Annotated in this window: 28 protein-coding genes and 5 tRNA genes; 6 read left to right on the plus strand and 27 right to left on the minus strand. The window is 41.0% G+C overall.

Features of this window, described 5'->3' with window-relative positions; genetic code table 11:
- Positions 1–93 precede the first annotated feature (93 nt).
- From rplL to rpsU, 15 genes are all read right to left on the minus strand, one after another.
- Complete coding sequence (gene rplL / locus FLP08_RS02235; protein WP_156273609.1) at positions 94–468, minus strand: 50S ribosomal protein L7/L12; 375 nt, start codon at positions 466–468, stop codon at positions 94–96.
- Between the two features lie 57 nt (positions 469–525).
- On the minus strand, positions 526–1,047 hold the full coding sequence (gene rplJ, locus FLP08_RS02240) for a 50S ribosomal protein L10 (protein WP_156273612.1): 522 nt from the start codon (positions 1,045–1,047) through the stop codon (positions 526–528).
- 9 nt (positions 1,048–1,056) lie between these two features.
- Positions 1,057–1,755, minus strand: a complete 699-nt coding sequence (gene rplA, locus FLP08_RS02245; RefSeq protein WP_156273614.1) for a 50S ribosomal protein L1 — start codon at positions 1,753–1,755, stop codon at positions 1,057–1,059.
- Positions 1,756–1,774: 19 nt separating this feature from the next.
- The gene (gene rplK / locus FLP08_RS02250) at positions 1,775–2,212 is read right to left on the minus strand and encodes a 50S ribosomal protein L11 (RefSeq protein ID WP_156273616.1); all 438 of its coding nucleotides are present in this window, start codon (positions 2,210–2,212) and stop codon (positions 1,775–1,777) included.
- Positions 2,213–2,289: 77 nt separating this feature from the next.
- On the minus strand, positions 2,290–2,841 hold the full coding sequence (nusG, locus tag FLP08_RS02255) for a transcription termination/antitermination protein NusG (protein ID WP_156273618.1): 552 nt from the start codon (positions 2,839–2,841) through the stop codon (positions 2,290–2,292).
- 11 nt (positions 2,842–2,852) lie between these two features.
- Positions 2,853–3,050: a preprotein translocase subunit SecE gene (gene secE, locus FLP08_RS02260; protein WP_156273620.1), complete on the minus strand. Its 198-nt coding sequence runs from the start codon at positions 3,048–3,050 to the stop codon at positions 2,853–2,855.
- A gap of 18 nt (positions 3,051–3,068) precedes the next feature.
- Positions 3,069–3,141 (minus strand) — tRNA-Trp (locus tag FLP08_RS02265).
- Positions 3,142–3,199: 58 nt separating this feature from the next.
- Positions 3,200–4,387, minus strand: a complete 1,188-nt coding sequence (gene tuf / locus FLP08_RS02270; RefSeq protein WP_156273622.1) for an elongation factor Tu — start codon at positions 4,385–4,387, stop codon at positions 3,200–3,202.
- A 57-nt stretch (positions 4,388–4,444) separates the two neighbouring features.
- Positions 4,445–4,516 (minus strand) — tRNA-Thr (locus tag FLP08_RS02275).
- Positions 4,517–4,756: 240 nt separating this feature from the next.
- Positions 4,757–4,829, minus strand: a tRNA-Gly gene (locus tag FLP08_RS02280).
- Between the two features lie 76 nt (positions 4,830–4,905).
- Positions 4,906–4,988 (minus strand) — tRNA-Tyr (locus FLP08_RS02285).
- Between the two features lie 207 nt (positions 4,989–5,195).
- Positions 5,196–5,269, minus strand: a tRNA-Thr gene (locus tag FLP08_RS02290).
- Between the two features lie 103 nt (positions 5,270–5,372).
- Positions 5,373–5,675: a ribosome hibernation-promoting factor, HPF/YfiA family gene (gene hpf, locus FLP08_RS02295; RefSeq protein WP_156273624.1), complete on the minus strand. Its 303-nt coding sequence runs from the start codon at positions 5,673–5,675 to the stop codon at positions 5,373–5,375.
- Between the two features lie 34 nt (positions 5,676–5,709).
- Positions 5,710–6,600, minus strand: coding sequence for a tyrosine-type recombinase/integrase (locus FLP08_RS02300; RefSeq protein ID WP_156273626.1), 891 nt, complete (start codon positions 6,598–6,600; stop codon positions 5,710–5,712).
- 90 nt (positions 6,601–6,690) lie between these two features.
- Positions 6,691–6,885 carry a 30S ribosomal protein S21 gene (rpsU, locus tag FLP08_RS02305; RefSeq protein WP_026933820.1) on the minus strand — a complete coding sequence of 65 codons (195 nt, stop codon included), beginning with the start codon at positions 6,883–6,885 and terminating at the stop codon, positions 6,691–6,693.
- 156 nt (positions 6,886–7,041) lie between these two features.
- On the opposite strand from rpsU, the gene FLP08_RS02310 reads away from it, so the two are divergent.
- Entirely contained in the window at positions 7,042–7,920 is an 879-nt protein-coding gene (locus FLP08_RS02310; protein WP_156273628.1) for an MBL fold metallo-hydrolase, read from the plus strand.
- A gap of 360 nt (positions 7,921–8,280) precedes the next feature.
- On the opposite strand, the gene FLP08_RS02315 is transcribed toward FLP08_RS02310, so the two are convergent.
- From FLP08_RS02315 to FLP08_RS02355, 9 genes are all read right to left on the minus strand, one after another.
- Positions 8,281–9,447: an acyl-CoA dehydrogenase family protein gene (locus FLP08_RS02315; protein ID WP_156273631.1), complete on the minus strand. Its 1,167-nt coding sequence runs from the start codon at positions 9,445–9,447 to the stop codon at positions 8,281–8,283.
- 91 nt (positions 9,448–9,538) lie between these two features.
- Positions 9,539–10,405 (minus strand): ComEA family DNA-binding protein, encoded by an 867-nt coding sequence (locus FLP08_RS02320; protein WP_156273633.1) that lies wholly within the window; start codon positions 10,403–10,405, stop codon positions 9,539–9,541.
- Between the two features lie 14 nt (positions 10,406–10,419).
- The gene (locus FLP08_RS02325) at positions 10,420–12,504 is read right to left on the minus strand and encodes an amino acid carrier protein (RefSeq protein WP_156273635.1); all 2,085 of its coding nucleotides are present in this window, start codon (positions 12,502–12,504) and stop codon (positions 10,420–10,422) included.
- Between the two features lie 149 nt (positions 12,505–12,653).
- Complete coding sequence (locus FLP08_RS02330) at positions 12,654–13,664, minus strand: potassium channel family protein (RefSeq protein WP_156273637.1); 1,011 nt, start codon at positions 13,662–13,664, stop codon at positions 12,654–12,656.
- On the minus strand, positions 13,661–13,891 hold the full coding sequence (locus FLP08_RS02335) for a PspC domain-containing protein (RefSeq protein ID WP_156273639.1): 231 nt from the start codon (positions 13,889–13,891) through the stop codon (positions 13,661–13,663). The genes FLP08_RS02330 and FLP08_RS02335 overlap by 4 nt, the downstream gene beginning before the upstream one ends.
- 9 nt (positions 13,892–13,900) lie before the next feature.
- Positions 13,901–15,184, minus strand: a complete 1,284-nt coding sequence (locus tag FLP08_RS02340) for a DUF2851 family protein (protein WP_162430880.1) — start codon at positions 15,182–15,184, stop codon at positions 13,901–13,903.
- 48 nt (positions 15,185–15,232) lie between these two features.
- Complete coding sequence (locus FLP08_RS02345; RefSeq protein ID WP_156273641.1) at positions 15,233–15,928, minus strand: SGNH/GDSL hydrolase family protein; 696 nt, start codon at positions 15,926–15,928, stop codon at positions 15,233–15,235.
- 129 nt (positions 15,929–16,057) lie between these two features.
- Positions 16,058–17,038 carry a PLP-dependent cysteine synthase family protein gene (locus FLP08_RS02350; RefSeq protein ID WP_156273643.1) on the minus strand — a complete coding sequence of 327 codons (981 nt, stop codon included), beginning with the start codon at positions 17,036–17,038 and terminating at the stop codon, positions 16,058–16,060.
- Positions 17,039–17,121: 83 nt separating this feature from the next.
- Positions 17,122–18,354 carry an ABC transporter permease gene (locus tag FLP08_RS02355; RefSeq protein WP_156273645.1) on the minus strand — a complete coding sequence of 411 codons (1,233 nt, stop codon included), beginning with the start codon at positions 18,352–18,354 and terminating at the stop codon, positions 17,122–17,124.
- Positions 18,355–18,360: 6 nt separating this feature from the next.
- On the opposite strand from FLP08_RS02355, the gene FLP08_RS02360 reads away from it, so the two are divergent.
- A complete protein-coding gene (locus tag FLP08_RS02360) occupies positions 18,361–19,602 on the plus strand; it encodes an exo-beta-N-acetylmuramidase NamZ family protein (RefSeq protein WP_156273647.1) in 1,242 nt (413 codons plus the stop codon).
- Between the two features lie 74 nt (positions 19,603–19,676).
- Here the strand turns inward: FLP08_RS02360 and FLP08_RS02365 are convergent, their stop codons facing one another.
- Both FLP08_RS02365 and FLP08_RS02370 read right to left on the minus strand, forming a co-directional pair.
- The gene (locus tag FLP08_RS02365; protein WP_156273649.1) at positions 19,677–20,525 is read right to left on the minus strand and encodes a thioredoxin family protein; all 849 of its coding nucleotides are present in this window, start codon (positions 20,523–20,525) and stop codon (positions 19,677–19,679) included.
- Between the two features lie 47 nt (positions 20,526–20,572).
- Complete coding sequence (locus FLP08_RS02370; RefSeq protein WP_156273651.1) at positions 20,573–21,067, minus strand: YkgJ family cysteine cluster protein; 495 nt, start codon at positions 21,065–21,067, stop codon at positions 20,573–20,575.
- Here FLP08_RS02370 and FLP08_RS02375 point away from each other — a divergent pair.
- Both FLP08_RS02375 and FLP08_RS02380 read left to right on the plus strand, forming a co-directional pair.
- Positions 21,067–21,768, plus strand: coding sequence for a class I SAM-dependent methyltransferase (locus FLP08_RS02375; protein ID WP_156273653.1), 702 nt, complete (start codon positions 21,067–21,069; stop codon positions 21,766–21,768). The genes FLP08_RS02370 and FLP08_RS02375 overlap by 1 nt on opposite strands.
- Positions 21,769–21,862: 94 nt before the next feature.
- On the plus strand, positions 21,863–22,639 hold the full coding sequence (locus FLP08_RS02380; RefSeq protein WP_156273655.1) for a hypothetical protein: 777 nt from the start codon (positions 21,863–21,865) through the stop codon (positions 22,637–22,639).
- Positions 22,640–22,708: 69 nt separating this feature from the next.
- Here FLP08_RS02380 and FLP08_RS02385 read toward each other — a convergent pair whose 3' ends face one another.
- The gene (locus FLP08_RS02385) at positions 22,709–23,641 is read right to left on the minus strand and encodes an FKBP-type peptidyl-prolyl cis-trans isomerase (protein WP_156273657.1); all 933 of its coding nucleotides are present in this window, start codon (positions 23,639–23,641) and stop codon (positions 22,709–22,711) included.
- An 80-nt stretch (positions 23,642–23,721) separates the two neighbouring features.
- Between FLP08_RS02385 and FLP08_RS02390 the strand changes: the two genes are divergently transcribed.
- Positions 23,722–24,126 carry an RNA-binding S4 domain-containing protein gene (locus tag FLP08_RS02390; protein ID WP_156273659.1) on the plus strand — a complete coding sequence of 135 codons (405 nt, stop codon included), beginning with the start codon at positions 23,722–23,724 and terminating at the stop codon, positions 24,124–24,126.
- Positions 24,119–24,694, plus strand: coding sequence for a methyltransferase domain-containing protein (locus FLP08_RS02395; RefSeq protein ID WP_156273661.1), 576 nt, complete (start codon positions 24,119–24,121; stop codon positions 24,692–24,694). The genes FLP08_RS02390 and FLP08_RS02395 overlap by 8 nt, the downstream gene beginning before the upstream one ends.

Here is a 24,694-nt window from a genome sequence, read left to right on the forward strand (position 1 = left end):
TTTAAAACATTCAGTTTTATATACGCAAAATGGTTTAGACCTCCAGGAGTAATTCCTGAGGTCTAAACCTAAATAATATTGCTTGTGTTAAGCTTATTTAAGCTCAACCTCAGCTCCTGCTTCTTCTAATTGCTTTTTAAGAGCTTCTGCTTCGTCTTTAGCTACTCCTTCTTTAACTGGTTTTGGAGCACCATCTACTAATTCTTTAGCATCTTTAAGACCTAGTCCAGTAAGTTCTTTTACAAGTTTAACTACTGCAAGTTTAGATCCACCTGGAGCTTTAAGAATTACGTCGAATTCAGTTTGCTCTTCAGCTTCTTCACCACCACCAGCAGCACCGCCAGCAACAGCTACTGCAGCAGCAGCAGGCTCGATACCATATTCTTCTTTAAGTATATCAGCTAACTCATTTACTTCTTTTACTGTCAAGTTAACTAATTGTTCTGCGAAATCTTTTAAATCTGCCATTTTCTATCGTTTTTAAAAAGTTCTTTAATATATAATTGTTAAAAAGTGCGTACTATTTTATCCCTCTTTTTCTGAAAGGGTCTTAAGGATTCCTGCAAGTTTTCCGCCACCTGATTTAAGTGCAGAAACAACATTCTTAGCAGGAGATTGAAGTAATCCAACGATATCCCCGATAACTTCTTCTTTAGACTTGATGTTAACAAGTGTTTCAAGATAGTCATCTCCTACATATACAGCTTCTTCAACAAAAGCTCCTTTAAGTAGAGGTTTATCAGATTTCTTTCTAAATTCCTTGATTACTTTCGCCGGAGCATTTCCGGTTTCAGAAAGCATGATTGAGGTGTTGCCTTTTAAAACTGTTGGAAGATCTGCGAAATCTTTGTCTGCAGCTTCCATAGCCTTAGCAAGCAACGTATTTTTAACTACCGATAACTTAACATCAGCTTTGAAACAAGCTCTACGTAAGTTAGAAGTACTTCCGGCATCAAGGCCAGAAATGTCAGCCAAATAGATAGTTTGGAATCCGGCTAACTGGGCAGTTAAATCTTCTATAACTTGTGATTTTTCTTCTCTTGTCATAATCTTAAATTATTGCTCAGTAAACCTTTTAGTATCTATTGCTACACTCGGGCTCATGGTAGTGGTCATATAAATACTCTTTATATAAACTCCCTTAGCTGCCTGAGGCTTCAATTTTACCAGCGTAGTTAATAATTCTCTTGCGTTACCTGCGATCTTCTCAGCGTCGAAAGATGCTTTTCCAACAGCAGCGTGTACAATCCCGGTTTTATCTACCTTAAAATCGATCTTACCAGCCTTCACATCTGAAACCGCTTTAGCGATATCCATAGTTACAGTACCGGTCTTTGGGTTAGGCATTAAACCTCTTGGTCCTAGAACACGTCCTAGTGGTCCAAGTTTCCCCATCACGCTCGGCATAGTGATGATCACATCTACATCTGTCCATCCGCCTTTGATCTTTTCCAGGTACTCATCTAATCCAACGTAATCTGCACCAGCTACTTTAGCCTCTTCTTCCTTATCTGGAGTTACAAGAGCCAAAACCTTAACATCCTTACCAGTTCCGTGAGGAAGAGTTACAACCCCTCTCACCATCTGGTTAGCTTTACGTGGATCTACGTTCAAACGAACCGCAAGATCTACAGAGGCGTCAAAGTTTTCGTTGGAAACTTCTTTTATCAAAGCTGAAGCTTCGGCAACTGTATAAGTTTTGCCGTTCTCAATCTTAGACTGAGCTTCTTTTTGCTTTTTAGTTAATTTTGCCATTTCTTAATTTCTTTTTGGATTAAAACGGTGCATCACCTTTTACAGTTATTCCCATCGAACGAGCTGTTCCGGCAACCATTTTCATTGCAGACTCTACAGTAAATGCATTAAGATCCTGCATCTTGTCTTCTGCAATCGCTTTAACCTGATCCCAAGAAACACTAGCTACTTTTTTTCTGTTCGGCTCACCAGAACCTTTTTTAGTCTTTGCCGCTTCCATCAATTGTACTGCTGCAGGTGGAGTCTTGATTACGAAATCAAAAGACTTATCTGAATACACAGTAATTGCAACTGGAAGTACCTTTCCTTGCTTATCCTGAGTTCTACCATTGAATTGCTTACAGAATTCCATGATATTTACCCCGGCAGCACCTAAAGCAGGTCCAACTGGTGGTGATGGGTTAGCAGCACCTCCGCGAACTTGTAGTTTTACAACTTTACTTACTTCTTTTGCCATTTTTCAAATTTTTAAATGATAGTTTATTGAGTGGAAGCTGAAAAAACCATCAAAAAATATATGTAACAGTTATTTTTCTAAACTTTTTCTACCTGCATGTAGCTTAACTCCAGCGGAGTCTTTCTTCCGAAGATCTTCACCATCACCTCAAGCTTACGCTTCTCTTCATTGATCTTCTCTACAGTACCATTAAAGCCGTTGAACGGTCCGTCAATTACCTTAATAGTTTCTCCTATGGTAAATGGAATAGCTACATTATCAGATTTTACAGAAAGCTCGTCAACTTTTCCTAGCATTCTGTTCACCTCAGATTTTCTAAGTGGCACAGGATCCCCTCCTTTTGTTTCGCCTAAAAATCCTATAACTCCGTTAATTCCTTTGATAATGTGAGGAATCTCACCGGCAATATTAGCCTGGATCATTACATAACCCGGAAAGTATACACGTTCTTTGTTTACTTTCTTTCCGTTACGAATCTGAATTACTTTTTCGGTAGGAACCAGAACCTGGTCTACAAAGTCTTCAAGACCCTGATGAGAAATTTCTTTCTCTATATAGTCTTTTACTTTATTTTCCTGTCCGCTAACGGCACGAACCACATACCACTTTTTTTCCTTTGCTTCTGCCATCGCTACTTTAATTATGATTTAACCCATTCGAAGTACTGCTCGATCGCTCCACTAAAAAGCGTATCGACACCCCAAATAGCTAATGAAAATATAATCGAGAACAAAGCGACAATCACTGTAAGCTTTTGCGCTTCAGTCCAACTTGTCCAGGTAACGTGGTTTCGTAATTCGTTATATGATTCTGATATGTAATTAACTAATCCTGCCATTTTCAAAAAAATAATTTGCACGGGTTGAGAGGCTCGAACTCCCGACACCTGGTTTTGGAGACCAGTGCTCTACCAACTGAGCTAAACCCGTAAATATAAGTGAAGGTATCCCGCTCTTCACGGGATACCTTTTTATATCAAAATAATTCTTAGTCTAGAATTTCAGTTACCTGACCAGCACCTACAGTTCTACCACCTTCACGGATAGCGAAACGTAGTCCAACGTTCATTGCGATTGGCTGGATAAGCTCTACTGTAATAGTAAGGTTATCACCAGGCATTACCATTTCTACTCCTTCAGGAAGGTTGATAGTTCCTGTTACGTCAGTTGTACGCACGTAGAACTGAGGACGGTAGTTGTTATGGAATGGAGTGTGACGTCCACCTTCTTCTTTCTTAAGGATATAAACCTCTGCTTTGAATTTAGCGTGAGGAGTTACAGACCCAGGCTTAGTAATTACCATACCTCTAGAGATCTGAGTTTTCTCGATACCTCTTAGAAGGATACCTACGTTATCTCCAGCTTCACCTCTATCAAGGATCTTACGGAACATCTCAACTCCAGTAATAGTAGAAGTAAGTTTTCCAGCACCCATACCAATGATCTCTACAGGATCTCCAGTGTTAGCAACACCAGTTTCGATACGTCCAGTTGCAACAGTACCACGACCAGTAATAGAGAATACATCTTCGATAGGCATCAAGAATGGCTTATCTACATCACGCTGAGGAAGTTCAATCCAGCTATCTACAGCTTCCATAAGGTCAAGAACGGTTTTAGCCCACTTCTCATCACCTTCTAGAGCTCCAAGTGCAGAACCTGAAATTACAGGACCATTATCACCATCATACTCGTAGAAAGAAAGAAGATCTCTAACTTCCATTTCAACTAGTTCAAGAAGCTCCTCATCATCAACAAGGTCAACTTTGTTTAAGAATACAACAATTCTTGGGATACCAACCTGGCGTCCAAGAAGGATGTGCTCACGAGTTTGTGGCATAGGACCATCAGTCGCAGCAACAACAAGGATAGCACCGTCCATCTGAGCAGCACCAGTTACCATGTTCTTTACGTAATCGGCGTGACCTGGACAGTCAACGTGTGCGTAGTGACGATTTGCTGTTTGGTACTCTACGTGAGAAGAGTTAATTGTAATACCTCTATCTTTTTCTTCAGGAGCGTTGTCGATTTGATCAAAAGCTCTTGCTTCAGAATATCCAGCATCAGCCATCACTTTAGTAATCGCTGCTGTTAAAGTAGTTTTTCCGTGATCTACGTGTCCAATTGTACCAATATTAAGGTGCGGTTTGGAACGATCATAAGTTTCCTTTGCCATAATTAATACTTATTTAATCTTAGTTATATATTAGTGTTCAATTTTATACAAAACTAGAGCCAACGACGGGAATTGAACCCGTGACCTCTTCCTTACCAAGGAAACGCTCTACCCCTGAGCTACGTCGGCCAGACAATTGACTGTTTTAAACAGCGATATCCATAAACCTGCAAGGGCTTATGGAAAAGATCAAGATCGAGGTACCGGCTGCATAACCCATGTTGGATAATTTAAAGAACAGACGCAAAAAAAGAAAAGGCAGTAAAACCTTTCATTTTTACCTATTCTCATGACCGGGGGAAAATATCCTGATTCAATTTTTATTTTGAGCGAATCACCGCATCTTTCAATGTAACGGTTTTCGCTTAGAGCGGGAGACCGGGTTCGAACCGGCGACATTCAGCTTGGAAGGCTGACGCTCTACCAACTGAGCTACTCCCGCATTCAATTCAATCTTCAAGAACTCTCAACTTCAGATAAATCTGAAATCTTGAATTCACAAAATTTGAATTCTTTTGTGGGGAGAGCAGGATTCGAACCTGCGAAGTCGAAAGACAACAGATTTACAGTCTGTCCTCGTTGGCCGCTTGAGTATCTCCCCAATTTTACCACTATTTCATAGAACCGTAGCTGAAACAGCTAAGCTTCGTGATGGTTTCGTTTCTAAAACGGCTGCAAATTAAAGCAAATTTGAAGCGCCATCCAAAGCATTTTTCAAAATTTCTTTAGAAAAATTTTAAATCACTTAAACCTAAGGGTTTTAAGCTTTAAAATTTCCAGGAAACTTCGATAATTTCAGTATTTCAAGAGCCGATGGAGGGACTCGAACCCACGACCTGCTGATTACAAATCAGCTGCTCTAGCCAGCTGAGCTACATCGGCATTTTATGCTGCTTTTTCAGCATAAAAAAGTCCGCTATTTCTAACGGACTGCAAATGTATATAAATTATTCCTTTATCAAAAAATAATTTTGAAAAATTTCAGCTAAACATGAGCACTTAATTTTTCCTTTCTTTTGATTAATTGTCGCTGCAGCGAATTAACACATTCATCTACACAGGCTTCGAACTTATTACAAGTCTTTTTCACCATTAAATCCCCACCAGGAACACTGATTAAAATCTCTGTAATTTTATTTTCCTTTCCACTTGTGTTCTGCACTTTGAAAAATACATCGGCATAAATAATCTTATCAAAATAGTTTTCCAGTTTATCAAGTTTTTTTTGAGTGAAGTCAATCAGTTTTTGATCAGCATTGAAGTTTACGGACTGCAGATTCATTTTCATATCCTGTAGAATTTAATTAAACAAAATGATTAAGTTAATTCTTATTGTTCCGGGGATGAGCCTGATTGTGAATTTTGCTCAGTTCTGCGATGCTGTTATGAGTGTAGACTTGGGTCGCTGCAAGACTGGAGTGACCCAATAATTCTTTTACCGCATTCAAATTTGCTCCCTGGTTCAATAAATGAGTAGCAAACGAATGCCGCAAAATATGCGGACTCTTTTTTAGTTTGCCAGACACCTCACTAAAATAATTATTTATAACTCTATAAACAAAACTTTCATAGATTTTATCTCCCTTATTGGTAAGAAAAAGATAGCCTGAATTTTGGTGATCTTTGGAAGCCCCTTTAGAATCAAGGTAGCGCAGCGCAGTTTTGATCACCGAACCTATTAGAGGGATATATCGCTCCTTATTTCTCTTTCCCAGTACCTTTAACACCCCTTTCTCCAGGTCGAGGTCATTTTGGCGAATATTAATAAGCTCTACCCTCCTGATCCCGGTAGAATAAAACAGCTCCACAATGAGCCTGTCCCGCAACCCCTCATAGGAGGAATCGTCTATGTTCTGAAGCACCTGCACGATCTCGTTTTCAGAAAAAGGGATCTGCACCTTTTTCGAGGTCTTTAATGCCCGATGTTTTACCAGCGGAGAAACTTCGATCTGCCTGGTCTTTAAAAGAAAGCGGTAATATGATTTTAGAGAAGAGATCTTCCTGTTAATGCTCCGGTTACTTATCCCGGCTTCAGAAAGATTAACGATCCAGCGACGTACCTGGGAATAATTGACTGTTTCCAAATCCTCCTGCTCGTATTCCCTGGATATGAAATCTAAAAATTCCTGAAGGTCTGCCCTGTAGGCAGTAATGGTATGCTCAGAATATTTTTTCTCGAGCTGCAGATAATCCAGGAAGGCTGAAAAGGGCATAAAAAAACTGTTGACAGACAAAGTTAGTAAACTTAAATCTATCAACAGTTCTATAATTTTAGATCGCTTTTTACAATCTTCTAGTATTTACTAGATATCCTCTGCGTCTCTCAGGTGCTGGATGTACTCAGCTTTCTGAATTTGAGCTCTACGCTCTACAGATGGTTTTGTAAAATGCTGACGATCTCTTAGCTGACGCATAGTTCCGGTCTTGTCGAACTTACGCTTGAAACGCTTAAGAGCTCTATCTATATTTTCTCCGTCTTTAACTGGTATAATTAACATAGTGTCATCACCTCCCTTCTTTTGGAATCGGCTGCAAAGATAGTGCATTTCTACAAACCCCCAACACTTTTATCACTTATTTGAATGAGTTCTCACATTTTCAGAACATTAAGTGATTCTAATTCTGTAAATTTAGAACACTTAACACCAATAACTATGAAAAACTCCTTTAGAATGCTGCTGGCCTGCCTGCTGCTTGGCCAAACTGTTTTTGCTTTCCAGGATATGAACGAGGTAGAAATAGAGATCATACCCGTTAATAAAAATGTTTATATACTGAAAGGCGCTGGCGGTAATATTGGAGTCCTCACCGGTGAAGACGGGATCTTTATGATAGACGACCAGTTCCCGGCCCTTACAGAAAAGATCAAAGCCAAATTAAAGACCCTAAGCGAGCGGCCTGTAAAATTCCTGGTTAATTCTCATCATCATGGTGACCATACCGGAGGCAATAAAAATTTTCAGGAAGATGGCACCCTGATCTTCGCCCACGAGAACGTTAGAAAAAGACTGGAGGCCGATACCACCAAAATCAATGGACTACCCATCGTAACTTTCAACGAAAATATCAATTTGCATATAAACCATAATGATGTACTGGTCACCCATGTTCATAACGCCCATACAGATGGGGACGCGTTGATATATTTCCCTCAAAGCAATGTTTTGCATACCGGAGACACCTTTTTCAATGATATGTTCCCTTTTATAGATCTTCAAAGTGGCGGCAGTATAGATGGAGATATCAAAGCTGCGAAAGCAGGCCTTTCGCTCATCAATAAGAATACGAAAATCATCCCGGGCCACGGGGATGTCGCCAGTTATGAAAAATATGCTTCCTACCTGGAAATGCTGGAGACCTTAAGAAAAAATGTTTTTGACGCCATGCAAAACGGCAGATCTGAAGCTGAGATCGTCGCAGATGAAACCCTGACTGCCCAATTCTTTACCGATGAAGAAGCGAAAGACTTTTTTATTACAGGAGAAAAAATGAGAAGAACCCTGTTTCAAAGCCTGAAGCAAAACTCAAACTAAGTGCTCCTGGAGGTTTCACTTCCATTAAGAACGCCACGCTTAGCCTCAATTATTACTAATATTCTAACCACTAACAAATCCCTACCCAGATTGTGATCTAACTTATGCTCTCCAAACTATATATTCCAAGGCGCTCCCGAACCAAAATTCCCTTACCGACCGCAGAAATTAGGAGAGTTAAAACTTATCAATTAGAATAAAAAAACCTGAAAGAAATTTCAGGTTTTTTATTCTTGATTACCATTTTGGCAATAATCGAAAATGAATTTTCGCCAAAATTCTTATTTGGCCGCCGGCTTGTATTCTTTTTTATCGATCACCATTTTGGCGATAATCGAAAATGAATTTTCGCCAAAATTCTTATTTGGCAGCCGGTTTGTATTCTTTTTTATCGATCACCATTTTGGCGATAATTTCCTTCAAAATTTCAGAAGTTCCTCCACCAATTGGGCCCAGCCTGCTGTCCCTGAACATTCGGGCCATTGGATAATCTTCCATATAACCGTAACCACCCAGCAATTGCAGGCACTTATACATAACTTCGTCTGCGATCTTGGTGGCAAGCAACTTAGACATACTAGCTTCCTTCACTACATATTCCCCATCGTTCAATCTTTTTGCGGTGGCATAGTTGAATTCCTTGATCACCTCGACCTCGCTCACCATTTCGGCCACGCTGTGTCTTAGAGCCTGGAACTTATCTAAAGTTTTACCAAATGCCTCACGCTCGTTCATATAGCCGATCGCATATTCCAGGGCGAATTCAGATCTAGCGTGGGCATTGATTCCCATGATCAATCTCTCCATTGCAAAATGCTGCATGATATAGTTGAAACCTTTTCCTTCGTCACCCAGTAAATTCTCTGCAGGAACCTCAACATTATCAAATGCAAGTTCTGCCGTATCTGAAGCTCTCCATCCCAGTTTATTCAACTTGGTCGCAGAAATACCTCCAAATTCCTTATCTACCAGAAAAATGCTCATTCCCTTATTACCCTTGGCCGGGTCGGTCTTGGCTGCAACCACGTAAAAATCGGCGTAAACCCCGTTGGTGATAAAGGTCTTGGAACCATTGATCACATATTTATCGCCTTTTTTCACGGCTGTAGTTTTCATTCCGGCTACATCTGATCCTCCAAAAGGTTCAGAAACACAAAGACAACCTATCTTTTCACCATCTATCGCTGGGGTAAGGTATTTTTGTTTCAGCTCATGACTGGCCTCCACGTTTACATGGGTCATTGCCAGGTAGGCATGTGCCCACATGGCCGCAGCGAATCCCCCAGAATTTATCTTTTGCAGTTCTTCCAGAAAGATCACGGTGTAAAAAAGATCCAGACCCATTCCGCCATATTCTTCAGGCTGATTCAGGCCAAAATAACCCATTTCTCCAAACTTCTTCCAGATGAACCTTTCTATGGTTCCGGTCTCTTCCCATTTCTCTATATGAGGCACCACTTCTTTCTGAAGGAATTCCTGAAAACTCTTCCTGAATAATTCGTGCTCCTCGGTAAAATATCTACTCATTCTAATATTTTTAAACTGAACCTTTTCCGAAGAAAAAGCAGTATCCTTAAATTATGTTTTTAATAATTTGGAAGCCTTTTTATTCCAAATTTCACTCTATGGCCAAATATAATTTAATTCTATCGATTTTATCGTAAGGAAAATTGTTGATTTTTGATAATTCTTCAAACGACGAAATCCGCTCATGCAAACTTCTGTAATTTAAAATATCCTTAGCCAGACGCTCATTAAAATAAGGGATTTCGGCTAATTCAGCCTCAGTAATTTCATTGATATTCTTGATACTAACATCAGGTTTAGAAAGCAGCTTAAAACGCGTATTTATACGCTGAATCACTTCCGGAGAAACCCCGTAAACATCATAAAGCTGAATGGGATCTACAAAGCCTCCAATTTTGCTCCTGTATTTTACGATCCTTTCTGAAAGCACTTCTCCCACCCCGTTTATGGTTTTAAGGTCCAATGCGCTGACAATATTAAGATCGGCATGGATGATCTCTTTATCTTCGGTTATCCTTTTTTGAAACTGAAGTCTTTCTTTTTCCTTAACCCATTCCGGAAAACGAAAAGAAGGTGAAATCTTTCGCAAAAGGCTGTCTGATATTCCTGTCACATGCTGAAAATCATTTGCAGAATTGATCCATCTGCCTTCTTTTCGATAGGCCAGTAAACGGTCTATCTCTGCCGGGGACATTCCCAGTCGATAGCCTTTAAAATCTGTAAGGTAATTAGGATTGAAAGGAAAGATGCTGTCCCTAATAACAGGCTTAGCCCTATTAAGGGAATCGAGCTCATTACGGAAAGCCTCGAGTTGATCTTCAGTATAACTGGCAGCCGGCTTTTCTTTGGGAAAATCTATAAGTAGCAGGACCTGTAAGATTATGATCAATGCCACCAATACAAAAATCCCATTTTGCTGACTTCTGGAAAGTGCAAAATGGGATTTTAGGAATTTCATTTTTTTCTAGAGACTTAAGAAGCCTTTTTCACTTTTTCCTTTTCAGGCTTGTGAAACAACTCTCCGGCTTTAAGCCTGTGAGTATATTCCTTAAGGTCATCGCTAACCTCACCGATCATAAAGTATAAACCGATAATGTTAGGGAAAGACATGGCAAGGATCATCATATCTGAGAAATCCAGCACGGCTCCTAAGCTTACAGAAGCTCCTACCACTACAAAAACAAGGAATAAAGATTTATAAACCATCTCGTTTTTCTTACTCTTTCCGAACAGGTAGGTCCAGGCCCTCATCCCGTAATAAGACCAGGAGATCATCGTTGAGAAAGCGAATAAAAATACTGCAGTGGCAAGCACATAAGGGAACCATGAGATCACACTACCAAAAGCACTAGAAGTAAGCTCAACTCCTCCAACACCTTCAACCTCGTGCATACCTGTAAAGATAAGTACAAGCGCTGTTAGCGTACATACAACCACTGTATCGATAAACGGCTCCAGTAAGGCTACAAAACCTTCAGATGGAGGATGGTTTGTTTTAGCTGCAGAGTGGGCAATTGCGGCAGATCCAACCCCGGCCTCGTTAGAGAAGGCGGCACGCTGGAATCCAACAATCAATACTCCAATAACTCCACCTTTTAATGCACTTGGGCTAAATGCTCCGTCCCAGATGGCAGAAAAAGCAGGACCAATATTTCCAAAGTTCACTCCAATTACCACAAAGGCTCCAATCACGTAAACAGCAGCCATAATAGGAACGATTTTTCCAGTTACTTTCGCAATACTGCTAATACCTCCAATGATCACTATCCCTACAAGGACAGCTACCACGATACCAAACCAGAATCCGTTTCCTGCCAGCATTGGGAATTCACCCGCCAGAATGGAGAAAGACTGGTTAGCCTGGAACATGTTACCCCCTCCAAAAGACGCTCCGATCGCAAGGATAGCGAAGAATCCGGCAAGGAATTTTCCAAGACCTCTTTTATTTCTTTTCTCAAGACCATATCTAAGGTAGTTCATAGGTCCTCCAAATACACGACCTTCAGAATTGATGAATCTATATTTTACACCTAGGGTACATTCCACGAATTTTGAAGACATCCCCAGTAAACCTGCCAGGATCATCCACATTGTTGCACCTGCACCTCCAAGGGATACAGCCACGGCCACACCGGCGATATTACCCAATCCTACAGTACCCGAAACCGCAGTTGCCAGTGCCTGGAAGTGAGTGACTTGTCCAGGGGCATTCGGGTCATCAAACTTACCTTTTGCAAGCTGTAACGAATGTCTAAAACCTCTAATATTAATAAACCCTAAACGAAGCGTAAAGAAAAGCGCCCCAAATACAAGCCATACCACGATAAACGGAATGCTCTTGGTTTGAGGATCTCCGTTTGGATGCAATAAAGCAACCGGCTCATCATATTCTATGCTCGCGAAGTATTGAGCTCCCTGCTCGATAACATCCTTTTTGTTCTCTGAATCATAAATCACCTCTCCTTCTCCAAGGAAATGCTTCAATGAACCATCGGCGTTTGCCATTGCCGTAAGTTCCTGGCCATTCTTAGTAACGATAGCAACAGGGTCTCCTTCGGTCACATGCTCACCTTCCTCTACAAGCCATTCTTGCAGGATGTATTTTACATCTTCGGTAGCATCCCACTCAGGAGCCTCGATCCTCTTCAAATCTGCATATACTACAGGATCATAAATCCCAACGGCAGAGAACGGATCCCAGAAAAGAACACTTCCCATACCTTCAACGATCGGGGCGAATGTTCCGTTAAAATGTTCAGTAATTGCTTCAGCTTCTACTCTGTAGGATTTTTCTACTGAATTTCCTTCACTATCAGTAACTACTACATCGTAAGATACACCTTCGGTAAGGCCTTCAGCCCGGTTAGATTCAAGGCTGGTTGACTGGTTAGACCACTTGTACTTGTAGGGCGGAGTTCCTCCGGTAACATCAAGCTCAATAAAACCGTTATTGATGACATTAGAAGGATTCCCAACTTTGGCTTTAACATCAAGTTCTTGTGCAGACAATCCAAAAATTGAAAATAAAAAGAACATTGAAAGCAAATACTTTCTCATATAGTTTTTCGTTAATTATTTGAAGTTAAATTTTCAGCCGGTGAATATGCTAAAAAAATAGGCTAAATCAAACTTTTAGGAGTTAAATTGTGAATTTATTGTTAAATAAAAAGGCATTTAACAACCAAGAGATAGCAGGACTTCCCAACCTAAACCGAATAATATTTTTTAAGTTTTTCGATCTGTTCCGGCCTTCCTATCATGATCAACTTAGATTCTTTTTCAAGCCTTAAAGAAGGTTCGGGATTTACCACGTAAGTTCCTGTTGGAGATTTATATCCTATGATGGAACAACCGGTCTTTTTACGAATATCGGTCTCTGCGATCGTTTTCTCTATCCCGTCTGAACAAACCTTGGAAAATGGGATCTGTTCTACGTTAATACTGTCATGTTCCCCGGATACTGAAAGGTTATCCAGGAATTCTACCAGGTCTGGCACCACTACCAGCGAGGCCATATGGCTTCCCCCTATCCTGTCTGGCATGATCACGTTATCGGCTCCGGCAAGTTTCAGTTTTTTATAACTGTTCTCTTCGGTCGCCCGGCTAATGATCTTCAGGCTTTTTTTTAACTGTCTTGCTGAAAGCACTATAAACAGGTTATCAGCATCACGCGGAAGGGCACAAATAAGCGTGGAGGCTCTTTCGATGCCCGCTGTTTGTAACACCTCATCTTCAGTAGCATTACCAACGATATAATTGAGATCATCACCTTCAATGCCATGAAAGACCTCCTCATTATCATCTATGATCACAAAATTCTTCCGGTAATCCTTCAGTTTCTGAACGGCTTCTTTTCCATTTTGCCCGTACCCGCATACAATGATATGATCTGTAAAGGAGTCTATCCTCTTTTTCATTTTATTCCGCTTAAGATTACCTAAATTATTTTTGTTTAGAATATGTTCCGTGATCGTTGATAGACCAAAACCAAATATAAAAAGTCCTGAGATAATAAAGACCGAAGTAAAAATCTTCCCATAAGCATCCATCGGTTGCACCTCACCATAGCCCACCGTGCTTACCGTGATTATGGTCATATAGAGTGCGTCTACCCAGGAATAATCGTATAGGAATCTAAAACCTACCACCCCGGTGATAAAGACGAGGATGATCAGGGAAACCGCAAATCTTATTTTTGATTCAAAGAGTCTTCTCATAGATCGAATACCGAAGTCCTTTTGGTGTAAATAAGGTCTTTTAATTTTAGCCAGAAAGCCAGGATCAAATACACTATAAAGCCGGCTCCCATGGTAAAAAAGGACGCGTAAATAAAGAACAACCGCACGTTCTTAGCCCGCATACCAAGTTTATCGGCCAACCGAGTGGACACATAAAAACCATGCCTTTCCAGGTAATATCTTGTATTTGATATAAAAGTGGTCATGACACAAATTTAAACGTATTTGGGAGACTTCCTTAATAAAGAAGCTCCCAATTCGCACTGCAGGCATTTATTCTGGCTACAATAATGCTGTTTGAGGTGCAACAGCGCCTGGGAATGCATAGCCGAAGAAGCCAGACCCGGCCTTATTTCGTAAAATATGGAGATGGCAGTATTTTTTTCTGCCTTAAGGCCTTTTAGTAATGACTGAACAGAGGTTTCAGTTTCCTTCCCCAGTTGCTGCCTGTAACAGTATTGCATAGGCAGGATACAATTGATCACCAAAAGCCCGATAAACGACCTAGTTAGTTTCTTAATTCGTGAAGGATGGCTTTTCCCGAAATTATAGTGAGTTTTCCAGTAGTCTGAGATCTGTACATTAAAAATTCTATAGATCTCCTCGAGTTGCTGAACCTGCATTAGATCCTGGAATAAAAGTTTTTTTTGGGAATATAGAGCAGCCATTTGCGCAAGCCTTAAGCTCGGAAAATTGTCTGGCCTAAGCTTGAAAAACTGGGGTTGAGGAAGAAATTCATTTTGTAACGAATATTTATGCTTTAGGTACTGGTATTCATTTTTCAAAGCGACGCCATAATTATCGGTTTCCTTTATCAGGCCGGCATGCCCAAGCAACAAGGCTTCAAGAGTGAAAAGATTATTACCCAGCTTCTGAATAATCTTAAAATCCAGGTCCTGAGCCAGGCTCATAAAGGCTTCCGCATTTACATTAGAACCAAAACTACGCGCCAGCATAATGAATAAGGTCGCCTCCCAGTCGTTTCCCGTTTCACAAAGAACCTTTAGGATTCTGGCCGATTTAGCCTCCAGTCTCTCAAAATACAGGCGTTCCAGCCAGTGTTCTACCTGGAATTCTGAAAAATGAGGAAAATCATTTTCGCAATTCAGTTTTAGGTGGATTTGCTCCAGGAGGCGGGAGTAATTAGCCAGCATTTCTGGGGATACGCGATCCTTCAGTGATAGTGTGGGAATAATAGAATTATCATTCCGGTAAATTTCGGAGTCGTCTTCCCACACCACATGCAGGATCACATTCTCATAATTAGGATCGGTTTCATGTTGATGGAAATACCAGTCTGAAGCTCTCACGTGTATCTCTACATTCCCGGCCCACAGCTGATCGCCTATCTGTATCCTGGAATTAAAGAAATCTGGCCCGGCAAGTTCATTCTGGAAACCGGGGTGAATTACAGAAACAGGTTCTCCTGCTGAAGTTTGCAGAGCTTCAGTATCGAATTTTTGAAATTTCCACAGGTGATATAAAAGGTCTTCTCTCACCCACTAAAAATATCAATTTAATCGATTGATATTTAACTATTTAAACATTTATTGCGGGAGTTTTTCAGCAACCTGGTTTACGATCTGGTCTACCCAATATTTGTACATTAAACCACTTGGATGTAATCCGTCACTGGCCACCAGTTCAGGATTTTCATCTGCTTCCCGGGAGATGGGGGTAATATTATAAAAAGGCACATTGAATTCTGCCGCCACCCTCTTAAAGACCTCATTAAACCGGTCAATCTCTGCACTTATCTCTTCCTGGTTTTCAGCTCCAAAAGGAGTATATCCATAATCGGGGATGCTTACCGCAAACACACCTTTTTCCCTTGTTTTGGAATGGTTAATGGCCTTACGGAAGATAGTTCGAAGCTCTTCCTCGTATTCGGTGATCAGTTTTCCCTGGTACTGATTATTCACCCCGATCAAGATGGAAACCAGGTCAAAATCTCTCTGTACATCCAGCTCGTTATCTATTCCCCTTAGGAGGTCTGCCGTGGTCCAACCAGTCTTGGCTATGATCTTTGGAGGTGCCATCTTGTAGCCCCTTGCTCGAAGCTGTTCGGCAAGCTGAACCGGCCAGCGTTGGGTTTCCACCACGCTTTCCCCAATGGTATAAGAATCGCCCAGGGCAAGGTAGGTGAAATCAGGATTTTCTGGTTCCTGGTTATTCCTAACATCCAGGGTGGAACTACAAGAAAAAAGTATAAAACTGAAAAAGACAAGGTAGATTTTCTTCATAATTAAATTTTATGCCCTGAAAATAGAATATTTGGCACTATTCTGAAATTATTCTTCTGTCTTTAGTTTTTTCTTAGCATAAAAAAACCCCGCCCAGGGCGAGGTTTTAGATCTATTTGCAAAAGAATACTATTCGATGTATCCCATTTTTCTCATCCATTCGTCATTATACATTTTACCTACATAGCGGCTACCATGGTCATGGAAAAGCACTACTACCACATCATCTTTTTTGAAATGCTCTTTCAATTGTAAAAGACCTTTGGCAGCAGCCCCGGCACTGTTCCCCAAAAAGAAACCTTCTTCCTTGGAAAGCTTTTGGGTATAAACCGCCGCGTCTTTATCGGTTACCTTGGTAAACCCGTCTATTACGTCGAAGTCTACATTCTTAGGCAGAATATCCTCTCCAATACCTTCGGTCACATATGGGTATATTTCCTTTTCGTCAAAGATTCCCGTCTCATGGTATTTCTTGAAAACCGAGCCATAGGTGTCTATTCCCCAGACCTTGATATTCGGATTTTGTTCTTTGAGGTATTTTCCCACTCCAGAGATAGTTCCTCCGGTACCAACCCCTACCACGAAATGCGTCACTTTTCCGTCGGTCTGTTTCCAGATCTCCGGGCCGGTGGTTTCGTAATGCGCCTGGCGGTTGGCCAGGTTATCATACTGGTTCACATACCAGGAATTAGGCGTTTCTTCAGCCAGCCTCTTTGAGGTAGAATAATAAGAACGAGGATCATCTGGTTCAACATCTGTAGGACAAACCACAACTTCGCTTCCAACAGCCCTTAGGATATCCATTTTCTCCTTGCTTTGCTTATCGCTCATCACGCAGACCATCTTATATCCTTTGACGATGGCCACAAGAGCAAGGCCCATACCGGTATTTCCGGAAGTTCCTTCAATGATGGTTCCGCCAGGCTTTAAAAGACCTTTCTTTTCAGCTTCTTCAACCATTTTCACAGCCATACGATCCTTAACAGAATTCCCCGGGTTAAAAGTTTCATATTTAGCAAGTACCAGGGCATCGATATCCTTCACGATCTTATTCATCTTGACCAGAGGAGTGTTGCCTATCGTACCTAATATATTTTCAGCGTATTCCATTTTCAAATTTTAAGATTGCAAATGTAAAAAATCCTGAAGCCTTTAACCAAGGATTACAGGTGCTTATATTTTGGTCGGAAAATTTACTCGAACTTAATGGCTTTAACTGGAGAGATCTTGGAAATGATCACCGAAGGAATAAGCAGCATGAGCATACACAGGATGAGGGTTCCCAGGTTAACCGCAAGTACGTAATCCCAGTTAAGGTAGATGGGAACTTCGGTAACATAATAGGTGCGGGGATCCAGTGGCACCAGTTTGAAATATTTCTGAATAGCCAGTAATCCAATCCCGATAAGGTTACCCCAGAACAATCCAAGGAGAATAAGGTATCCAGCATTATACAAAAATATCTTTCGTATGCTCCAGTCACCGGCGCCAAGCCCCTTCAGAATCCCTATCATCTGGGTACGTTCGAGAATAAGCACCAAAAGCGCTGTGATCATATTGATTCCCGCCACCAGGATCATGATGCCGATGATAAGGGCTATATTAAAATCGAATAAGGAAAGCCACTCGAAAATGGAGTAATATTTCTGACTTATGGTTTGAGTATCCAAAAAGGAGCCGGTATTTTCATAAACCTCATTTCCCTTCTTATCCAGCTCATCAAAATCTTCTATAAAAACCTCGAAATTACCAACTTCGTCGTCTTCCCAGCCATTGATACGCTGAATATGCCTGATATCGGCTATTAGATAAAGCTCATCGAATTCCTGGAAACCAGATTCATAAATACCGGTGATCTCAAAACCTCTCACCAGTGGCCTTTCGCTGTCATCCCTTAGAAAATAGGTAGGTACCTTATCCCCGACCTCCAGTTTAAGCCGGCTGGCCAGATACTGGGAAATAAGGATCCCGTCGTTCAGTTTATTTGAAAAATCGGGAAGGCGGCCAGCTAAAAGGAATTCATCAAAATACTCCCAGTTGTAATCACCACCAACTCCTTTTACGATCACTCCCTCAAAATCCTCTTCGGTACGAATCACTCCAAAAACAGTAGCTACGGCCTGAACATGCTTTATACCTTCCACCGAAGTGAATTCAGGATAGAAATCCTGGTCTTTGGAAACCGGGATCAGCGAGACTTTAGAACTATTATTATCGTAACTGGAAATATTGATATGCCCATTAAAAGCAGCGATCTTATCCCTGATCTTTTCCTGCAGCCCGAGCCCCGTCGCAAAAGAAACCAGCATCATGATCACCCCTATCGCGATAGCCGTTATGGCGATTTTTATTATAGGGGCAGATATGCTACTTTTATACTTTTTTGCGCTGATAAGGCGCTTTACAACGAAATACTCGAAATTCAATATCCTATGATTAAGAGATTGTTCAAAAGTACATTTTTATTTATTCTTATTGGAATTCTTTCCTGCGGAAACAGCCGGAAGGAAGCAAAACTGCTTTCAGAAAATCATGAAGAACAAGAAAATTTGCCAGCCGTTTCTGCCGAAATAATTACCGGGGCGAACAAGACCGAGGCTTATCTTCCAATGATCAGGAATAAAAAAATAGGCCTGGTGGGCAACCAGACCTCCATCATAAAAACTGAAAAAGGTGATTACAAACACCTGGTAGATTCCCTGCTGGCTTTGGATGTTGAGATCACCAAGGTATTTGCGCCAGAACATGGATTTCGAGGCACGGCCGATGCCGGTGAAATTATAAAGGATGGCGTTGATACCAGGACCGGCCTTCCCGTTGTTTCGCTTTACGGCAGCAATAAAAAACCTTCCCCGGAAGCTTTAAAGGATATTGAGATCATGATCTTCGATATACAGGATGTAGGAGCAAGGTTTTACACTTATATCTCATCTCTGCATTACCTGATGGAAGCCTGCGCTGAGAATAACATTCCGCTTATCATGATGGACAGGCCCAACCCCAACGGGCATTATATTGATGGGCCTATCCTAGAGAAAGAATTTAAAAGTTTTGTGGGCATGCACCCTGTTCCGGTGGTACACGGCATGAGCATTGGCGAATATGCCCGAATGATCAATGGTGAAAAATGGCTGAAAAATGGCATTGCCTGCGAGCTTAAGATCATAGAAATGGAAAACTACGATCACTCTAAACCTTACTCCCTTCCGGTTAAACCTTCCCCTAACCTACCCAACGATAGATCGATCAACCTCTATCCCAGCCTTTGCTTTTTTGAAGGTACCAATGTGAATGCTGGCCGCGGAACCGACAAACAGTTCCAGGTTTTCGGATCGCCATTTCTTGACCAAAATTATTATGGATTCAGCTATACCCCGCAATCAAAAGATGGCGCTACCAATCCCAAGCATTTAGGAAAAACATGTTATGGAAAAGACCTAACCGGGGCAGAATATTTATCAGCTTTAAACCTGGAATGGCTCATTGAGGCATATGAGCATACGGCTAAAAAAGAGGAGTTCTTCAACCAGTTTTTCACAAAACTTGCCGGAACCAAGGAACTCCAGAAACAAATTGAAAGCGGCAGGTCATTTCAGCAAATCAGGGATAGCTGGAAAGAGGGATTATCTAATTACGATAAAATGAGGCAAAAATATCTGCTATACCAGGAATAACCGCCTTATTCACTTTCACGAAAAAGCCCGAACATCTTAATGTTCGGGCTTTTTATTTCTAAAAAATTCTTTTTTTATTCTTTTGAAGCGACCAGTTTGGAATACCTGGTCCAGTATACCTCCGGATTTTTTAGCTGGTTCAATTCATCTTCCCATTTTTGAATATTTTCCTCGTCATCTTCCTCTTTGAATTTACAGTAATTCAAAAAGCAGTAAATACCCCAGTTATATTTTCTTAAATCTTCCTCATCGATCTTTTTTTCAAGGAATCTCGCCAGTTTACGATAATTGCCATCGTAAAGGTCCACATTCGCCTCGAGGAGTTCGATCTTCTGCTCCACCATATTGTAATTAGACTGTTTGGAGTCCAGCAGGTCTTCGGTTTCCGATAGATATTCTTTGGCAAGAGATAGTACAGTTTTCCTAACCCCCGGGTCTTCCACATAGAGACTGAAATCCAGATATTTCTGCGCGAGCCTTAAAGCCGTGGAATAACTTGGCTGCCGATTAAAATAGGCGGTTTCCAGCTGCATAAAAGAGGTGTTCAACCTGTATTTTTCAAGAACACGCAGTGTTTGATTCTTATCTGTGTACCCAAGATTGTTGTGAAGCACCTTACCATTGGCATCCATAATTACCACGTAAGGAATTCCACGAACTCCGTATTGATTCACTAATTGCCTTTGAGTATCAAAATCTACCCTTAGCGGAACATAATCGGCAAGGACGGTCTTCACTTCTTCCTCACCCCATACGTCCCGGTCCATCTTCTTACAGGGACCGCACCAGTCTGCCCAGAAGTCTACTATGATCAATTTATTGCTGGCAATGGCGACTTTCTGCGCGGTTTCCAGATCTGTATACCAGTTGGTCGCAAAAAGGTTGGAAGTCGATAAGAAAAGAAGGAGTAATAGTTTTTTCATGGTCAAATATTTTGTTAAAGAAAAACAAAATATTTTAGACCTAAAAGTTAGTTTTTCAATCTTTTCTTCATTTCCTCCACAATGTTATAGGCAGCCGGGCAAACCGCCGTGTTTCTTATGGTTATACTAGAAATTTTATAAAAATCCTTCCGGTCTGTATGGGGATATTCCCGGCAGGCCTTAGGTCTTTTATCGTAAATGGAGCAATAATTATCTGCGCCAAGGAATGGGCAGGGGACAGATTGAAGTACAAAATCATTATCCTCATCCAGCCTGAGATAAGTATCGATAAATTCTCCGGGCTTCATCCTGAAATGCCGGCTAATTCTTTCAATATCCTTCTGGGTAAACAACGGGCCGGTAGTCTTACAGCAGTTGGCGCAATTAAGGCAGTCTGTCCTGGAAAATTCATCTTCGTGCAATTCCAGCATTAAAGAATCCAGGTCTTTCGGCGGACGTTTCTTTAGCCTGGAAAAGAATTTCCTATTCTCCTTCTTCTTATCTTTGGCCTTTTCAGGTAACCTCTTAAGAATTTCTTCCATTGGACAAAAATAAGGATATATTCGGCAATGCCATTAAAGCATTCTACGAAGAAAATGATAGAACGAATATCAACGTGCATTCTCCAGATTTTGATGATGACATTATTCCTACGGAATATTTATTCAGAGATTTCAATGAGATGCCCAAGATAGAACAGAAGGCCCTTTTATCCTGCCAGGGAAAAGTGCTGGACGTGGGTTGTGGTGCCGGAAGCCATGCACTCTATCTTCAGAAAAATGAAAATCTGAAAGTTCATGCCATAGATACTTCCCCGGGAGCTATTGAAATTGCCAGGAAGCGAGGTGTGGTAAATGCTAGCTGCCAGGATTTTTTCAGTATCGAAAATGAAAAGTTCAATACGATCTTAATGCTTATGAACGGAAGCGGCATCATAGGAAAACTTGAAAACCTCAAAAACTTTTTCAATCACTGCAAAAGTTTACTGAAGGAAGGAGGAAAAATACTTATGGATTCCTCAGATCTCATCTATCTATTCGATGATGAAATCGAGGCTTCAGAAAAATATTATGGAGAATTCGAATTCAGGGTAAGCTATAAAGAGGAAACCTCCGAGAGCTTCGACTGGTTATATATAGATCCAGAATTGCTTGAAAAATATGCTTCAGAAAACGGATTCGAAACCGAGATCCTTATTACCGGAGAAAACTATGAATATCTGGCCTGTTTAAAAATTAAATAGATAAGCTTAAGCTTCGTTTTTGCAACGGCTTAGAAACTACAATTACTTAAACTCGTGATTTTTACTATTTTTGAATTAATGCTTAAAAATTGCCATGATAAGATTTAAAAGATTACTTCTACTATTTGTCAGCCTAAGCCTGGTTATTTCCTGTACCTCAGAAAGCCCCAGTGATGGTGGTGACGGCATTGACCGATCGGCGAATCTCAAGAGCCTGGGAACCTCAGCTTCAGACCTGTTGAACGACGCCACCTACACCTCAATGAATATAGAGATCGTGTATGTGGAAAACTATAAACCTTCAGATGAAGCCATCTCTATTTTCAGAAATTTTCTTGAATCCAGGACCTATAAACCAGACGGGATAAGCATCAACCTGAGGTCTGTGCCTTCTTCCGGGAAAGCTCCATTTTCCATTGAAGAAGTAGTGGAAATCGAAAAACAAGAACGCACCGCCTATAATGTTGGAGACGAAATTGCCGTTTGGATCTATTTCGCCGATGGACACAATGAAAAGGATACCGACGAGAAATTTGTTCTGGGTTCAGCCTTTAGAAATACCTCTATGGTCATCTATGGGAAAACCATCAGGGATTTTGCCAGCCGGAATAACGCTCCCAGAAGAGCTACTATCGAAGGTGCCACATTAAACCACGAGTTTTCTCATTTGTTCGGCCTGGTAAACCTGGGCACGGAACAAACGAGTGACCATGAAGACCCAGAAAATAACGGACATTGTGTTAACAGCGGCTGCCTTATGAGAGCTTCCATTGAATTTGGAAGCGGGGTCGTAGACGTGATAGAAGGTGGCGGAGTTCCCGAACTGGACCAGGATTGCATAGATGACTTGCAATCTATAGGAGGTAAATAAAAAATATTCTCAATAAAAAAAGCCCTGCTGAAAGGCAGGGCTTTTTTATTAATAGATTTTCTATTAATCCTAAAAAGTATCTGGATCTAAATAATCTGGTGTTCCATTATTATTGGAGTCTGGAAAACTGATCGTACCATCCTCGTTGATTACGATCTCTTCTCTAGTTGGGGTACCGTCCCCGTCATCGTCCGGATCTGAATGATTAGGCACTCCGTCATCATCTGTATCATCATTTAATAGGTCTTCATCACCATCTAGATCTTCCATATAAGAAGGGATTCCATCCCTGTCGTGATCTGCCTCGTTCACCCTGTACATATTAATGTTGAAAATAATTGGCGAATAAGAAGGAATCTTAGGCTGCGCAGCCGCAAAATAAGCCAGTCCTGAAGGCATAAAGATAGATCCTACTCCAAAATCATTATTCCAGGTGATCGTATTATCTGGATTGGTGGTAAATCCTGTTGCTCCACGGAATTCTTCAAGACCTTCCGGAAAGCCTTCTACCAATGTTCCTTCTATTGAAGAACGATTAAAATAAGGCGTTAAACTAAACCAGGTCGGCGATTTTAACCTGCTGTCAAAGACAGTACCAGTAAGCAATTCCCCCTGGTAGGTCACGTAAGTAGAATCTGCGAAAGTAGGTTTCTGACCTTCACCCTCTCTCACTACCAGCACATATAACTGCTGGTCTACACCCTGATTATTCACCGTTTTGGTGATAAGCTTTTCAGACTCGATGATAGGGGTCTTATCTGCATTTTCCCCGGCAATGGTATCAAGCCTAACTATATAATCAAAATCTTCGGCAGGGTCCTCGAACTCCTCGTAATTATAAAAATGCGTTGAAAGGTATTCTATTAAAGCCTGATCATCTGCAATTGCCTGCTCTCCCCTGTCCCTTAGAGGAACCGGAGTTGACCCATTGTCATCATCCTTATCACATGAAAATACAAGAAATGCCAACAGGCAGATCGTTAATATTTTGTTTAATCTCATCAGAATTATATTTTGGAGCCGCAAGATACAATAATCTAGTATTTTTGCTTCATTATGAACGCTGATTTAGAGGTCAAATTATGAGAGTTGATAAATTTTTATGGTGCGTGCGATATTTTAAGACCAGGAGTATTGCGACCAACGCCTGCAAGCAGGGTAAGGTAAGATTGGGCGATGAGATCTTAAAACCTTCCAAGGATGTTTTCCCGGGGGACAAGCTCAGGGTAAGAAAGAACCAGATAAATTACGAACTGGAAATCCTGGACCTGCCAAAAAGCAGGGTGGGCGCGAAACTGGTGAATATTTATGTGCATGATGTAACGCCTAAAGAAGCCTTCGAAAAGCTTGACCTGCTCAAATATTCCAAAGATTATTATCGCAAAAAAGGTACGGGAAGGCCTACCAAAAAGGACCGCAGGGATATTGACGACTGGTTCGAAAATGCCGAGGATGAATTTAAGGATCAGAATAAAAAAGATGAATAGCGAATTTTGGTCCAATAGATATAAAGAGGGTAACACCGGCTGGGATATTGGACATATCTCTACCCCGTTAAAGCAATATATTGACCAAATTGAAGATAAAGAGCTTCGTATATTGATCCCGGGAGCAGGTAATTCTTATGAAGCCGAATATCTCTTCAAAAATGGTTTCAGCAATGTATTCGTTTGTGATATCGCCAGGGAACCCCTGGAAAATCTAAAGAAGCGAATTCCTGAGTTCCCAGAAAAAAACTTAATACAGCAGGATTTCTTTGAAATGGCAGGCTCATTTGATCTTATCCTTGAGCAGACCTTTTTTTGTGCCATCCCGGTAGAAAAAAGGCCGGAATATGCCAAGAAAACATCAGAGCTCCTTACTTATGAAGGTAAAATCGCCGGCCTGCTTTTCGATTTCGAACTTAAAGAAGACGGCCCGCCATTCGGCGGAAATAAAGAAGAATATTTAGCGTATTTTAGCCCCTACTTCAAAATAGATATTTTGGAGCGATGTTATAATTCTATTCCTCCAAGACAGGGAAATGAATTGTTTTTTAAATTCAGAAAAAAATAA

It is taken from the genome of Christiangramia aestuarii (genome assembly GCF_009735585.1).
GTDB classification, from domain to species: domain Bacteria; phylum Bacteroidota; class Bacteroidia; order Flavobacteriales; family Flavobacteriaceae; genus Christiangramia; species Christiangramia aestuarii.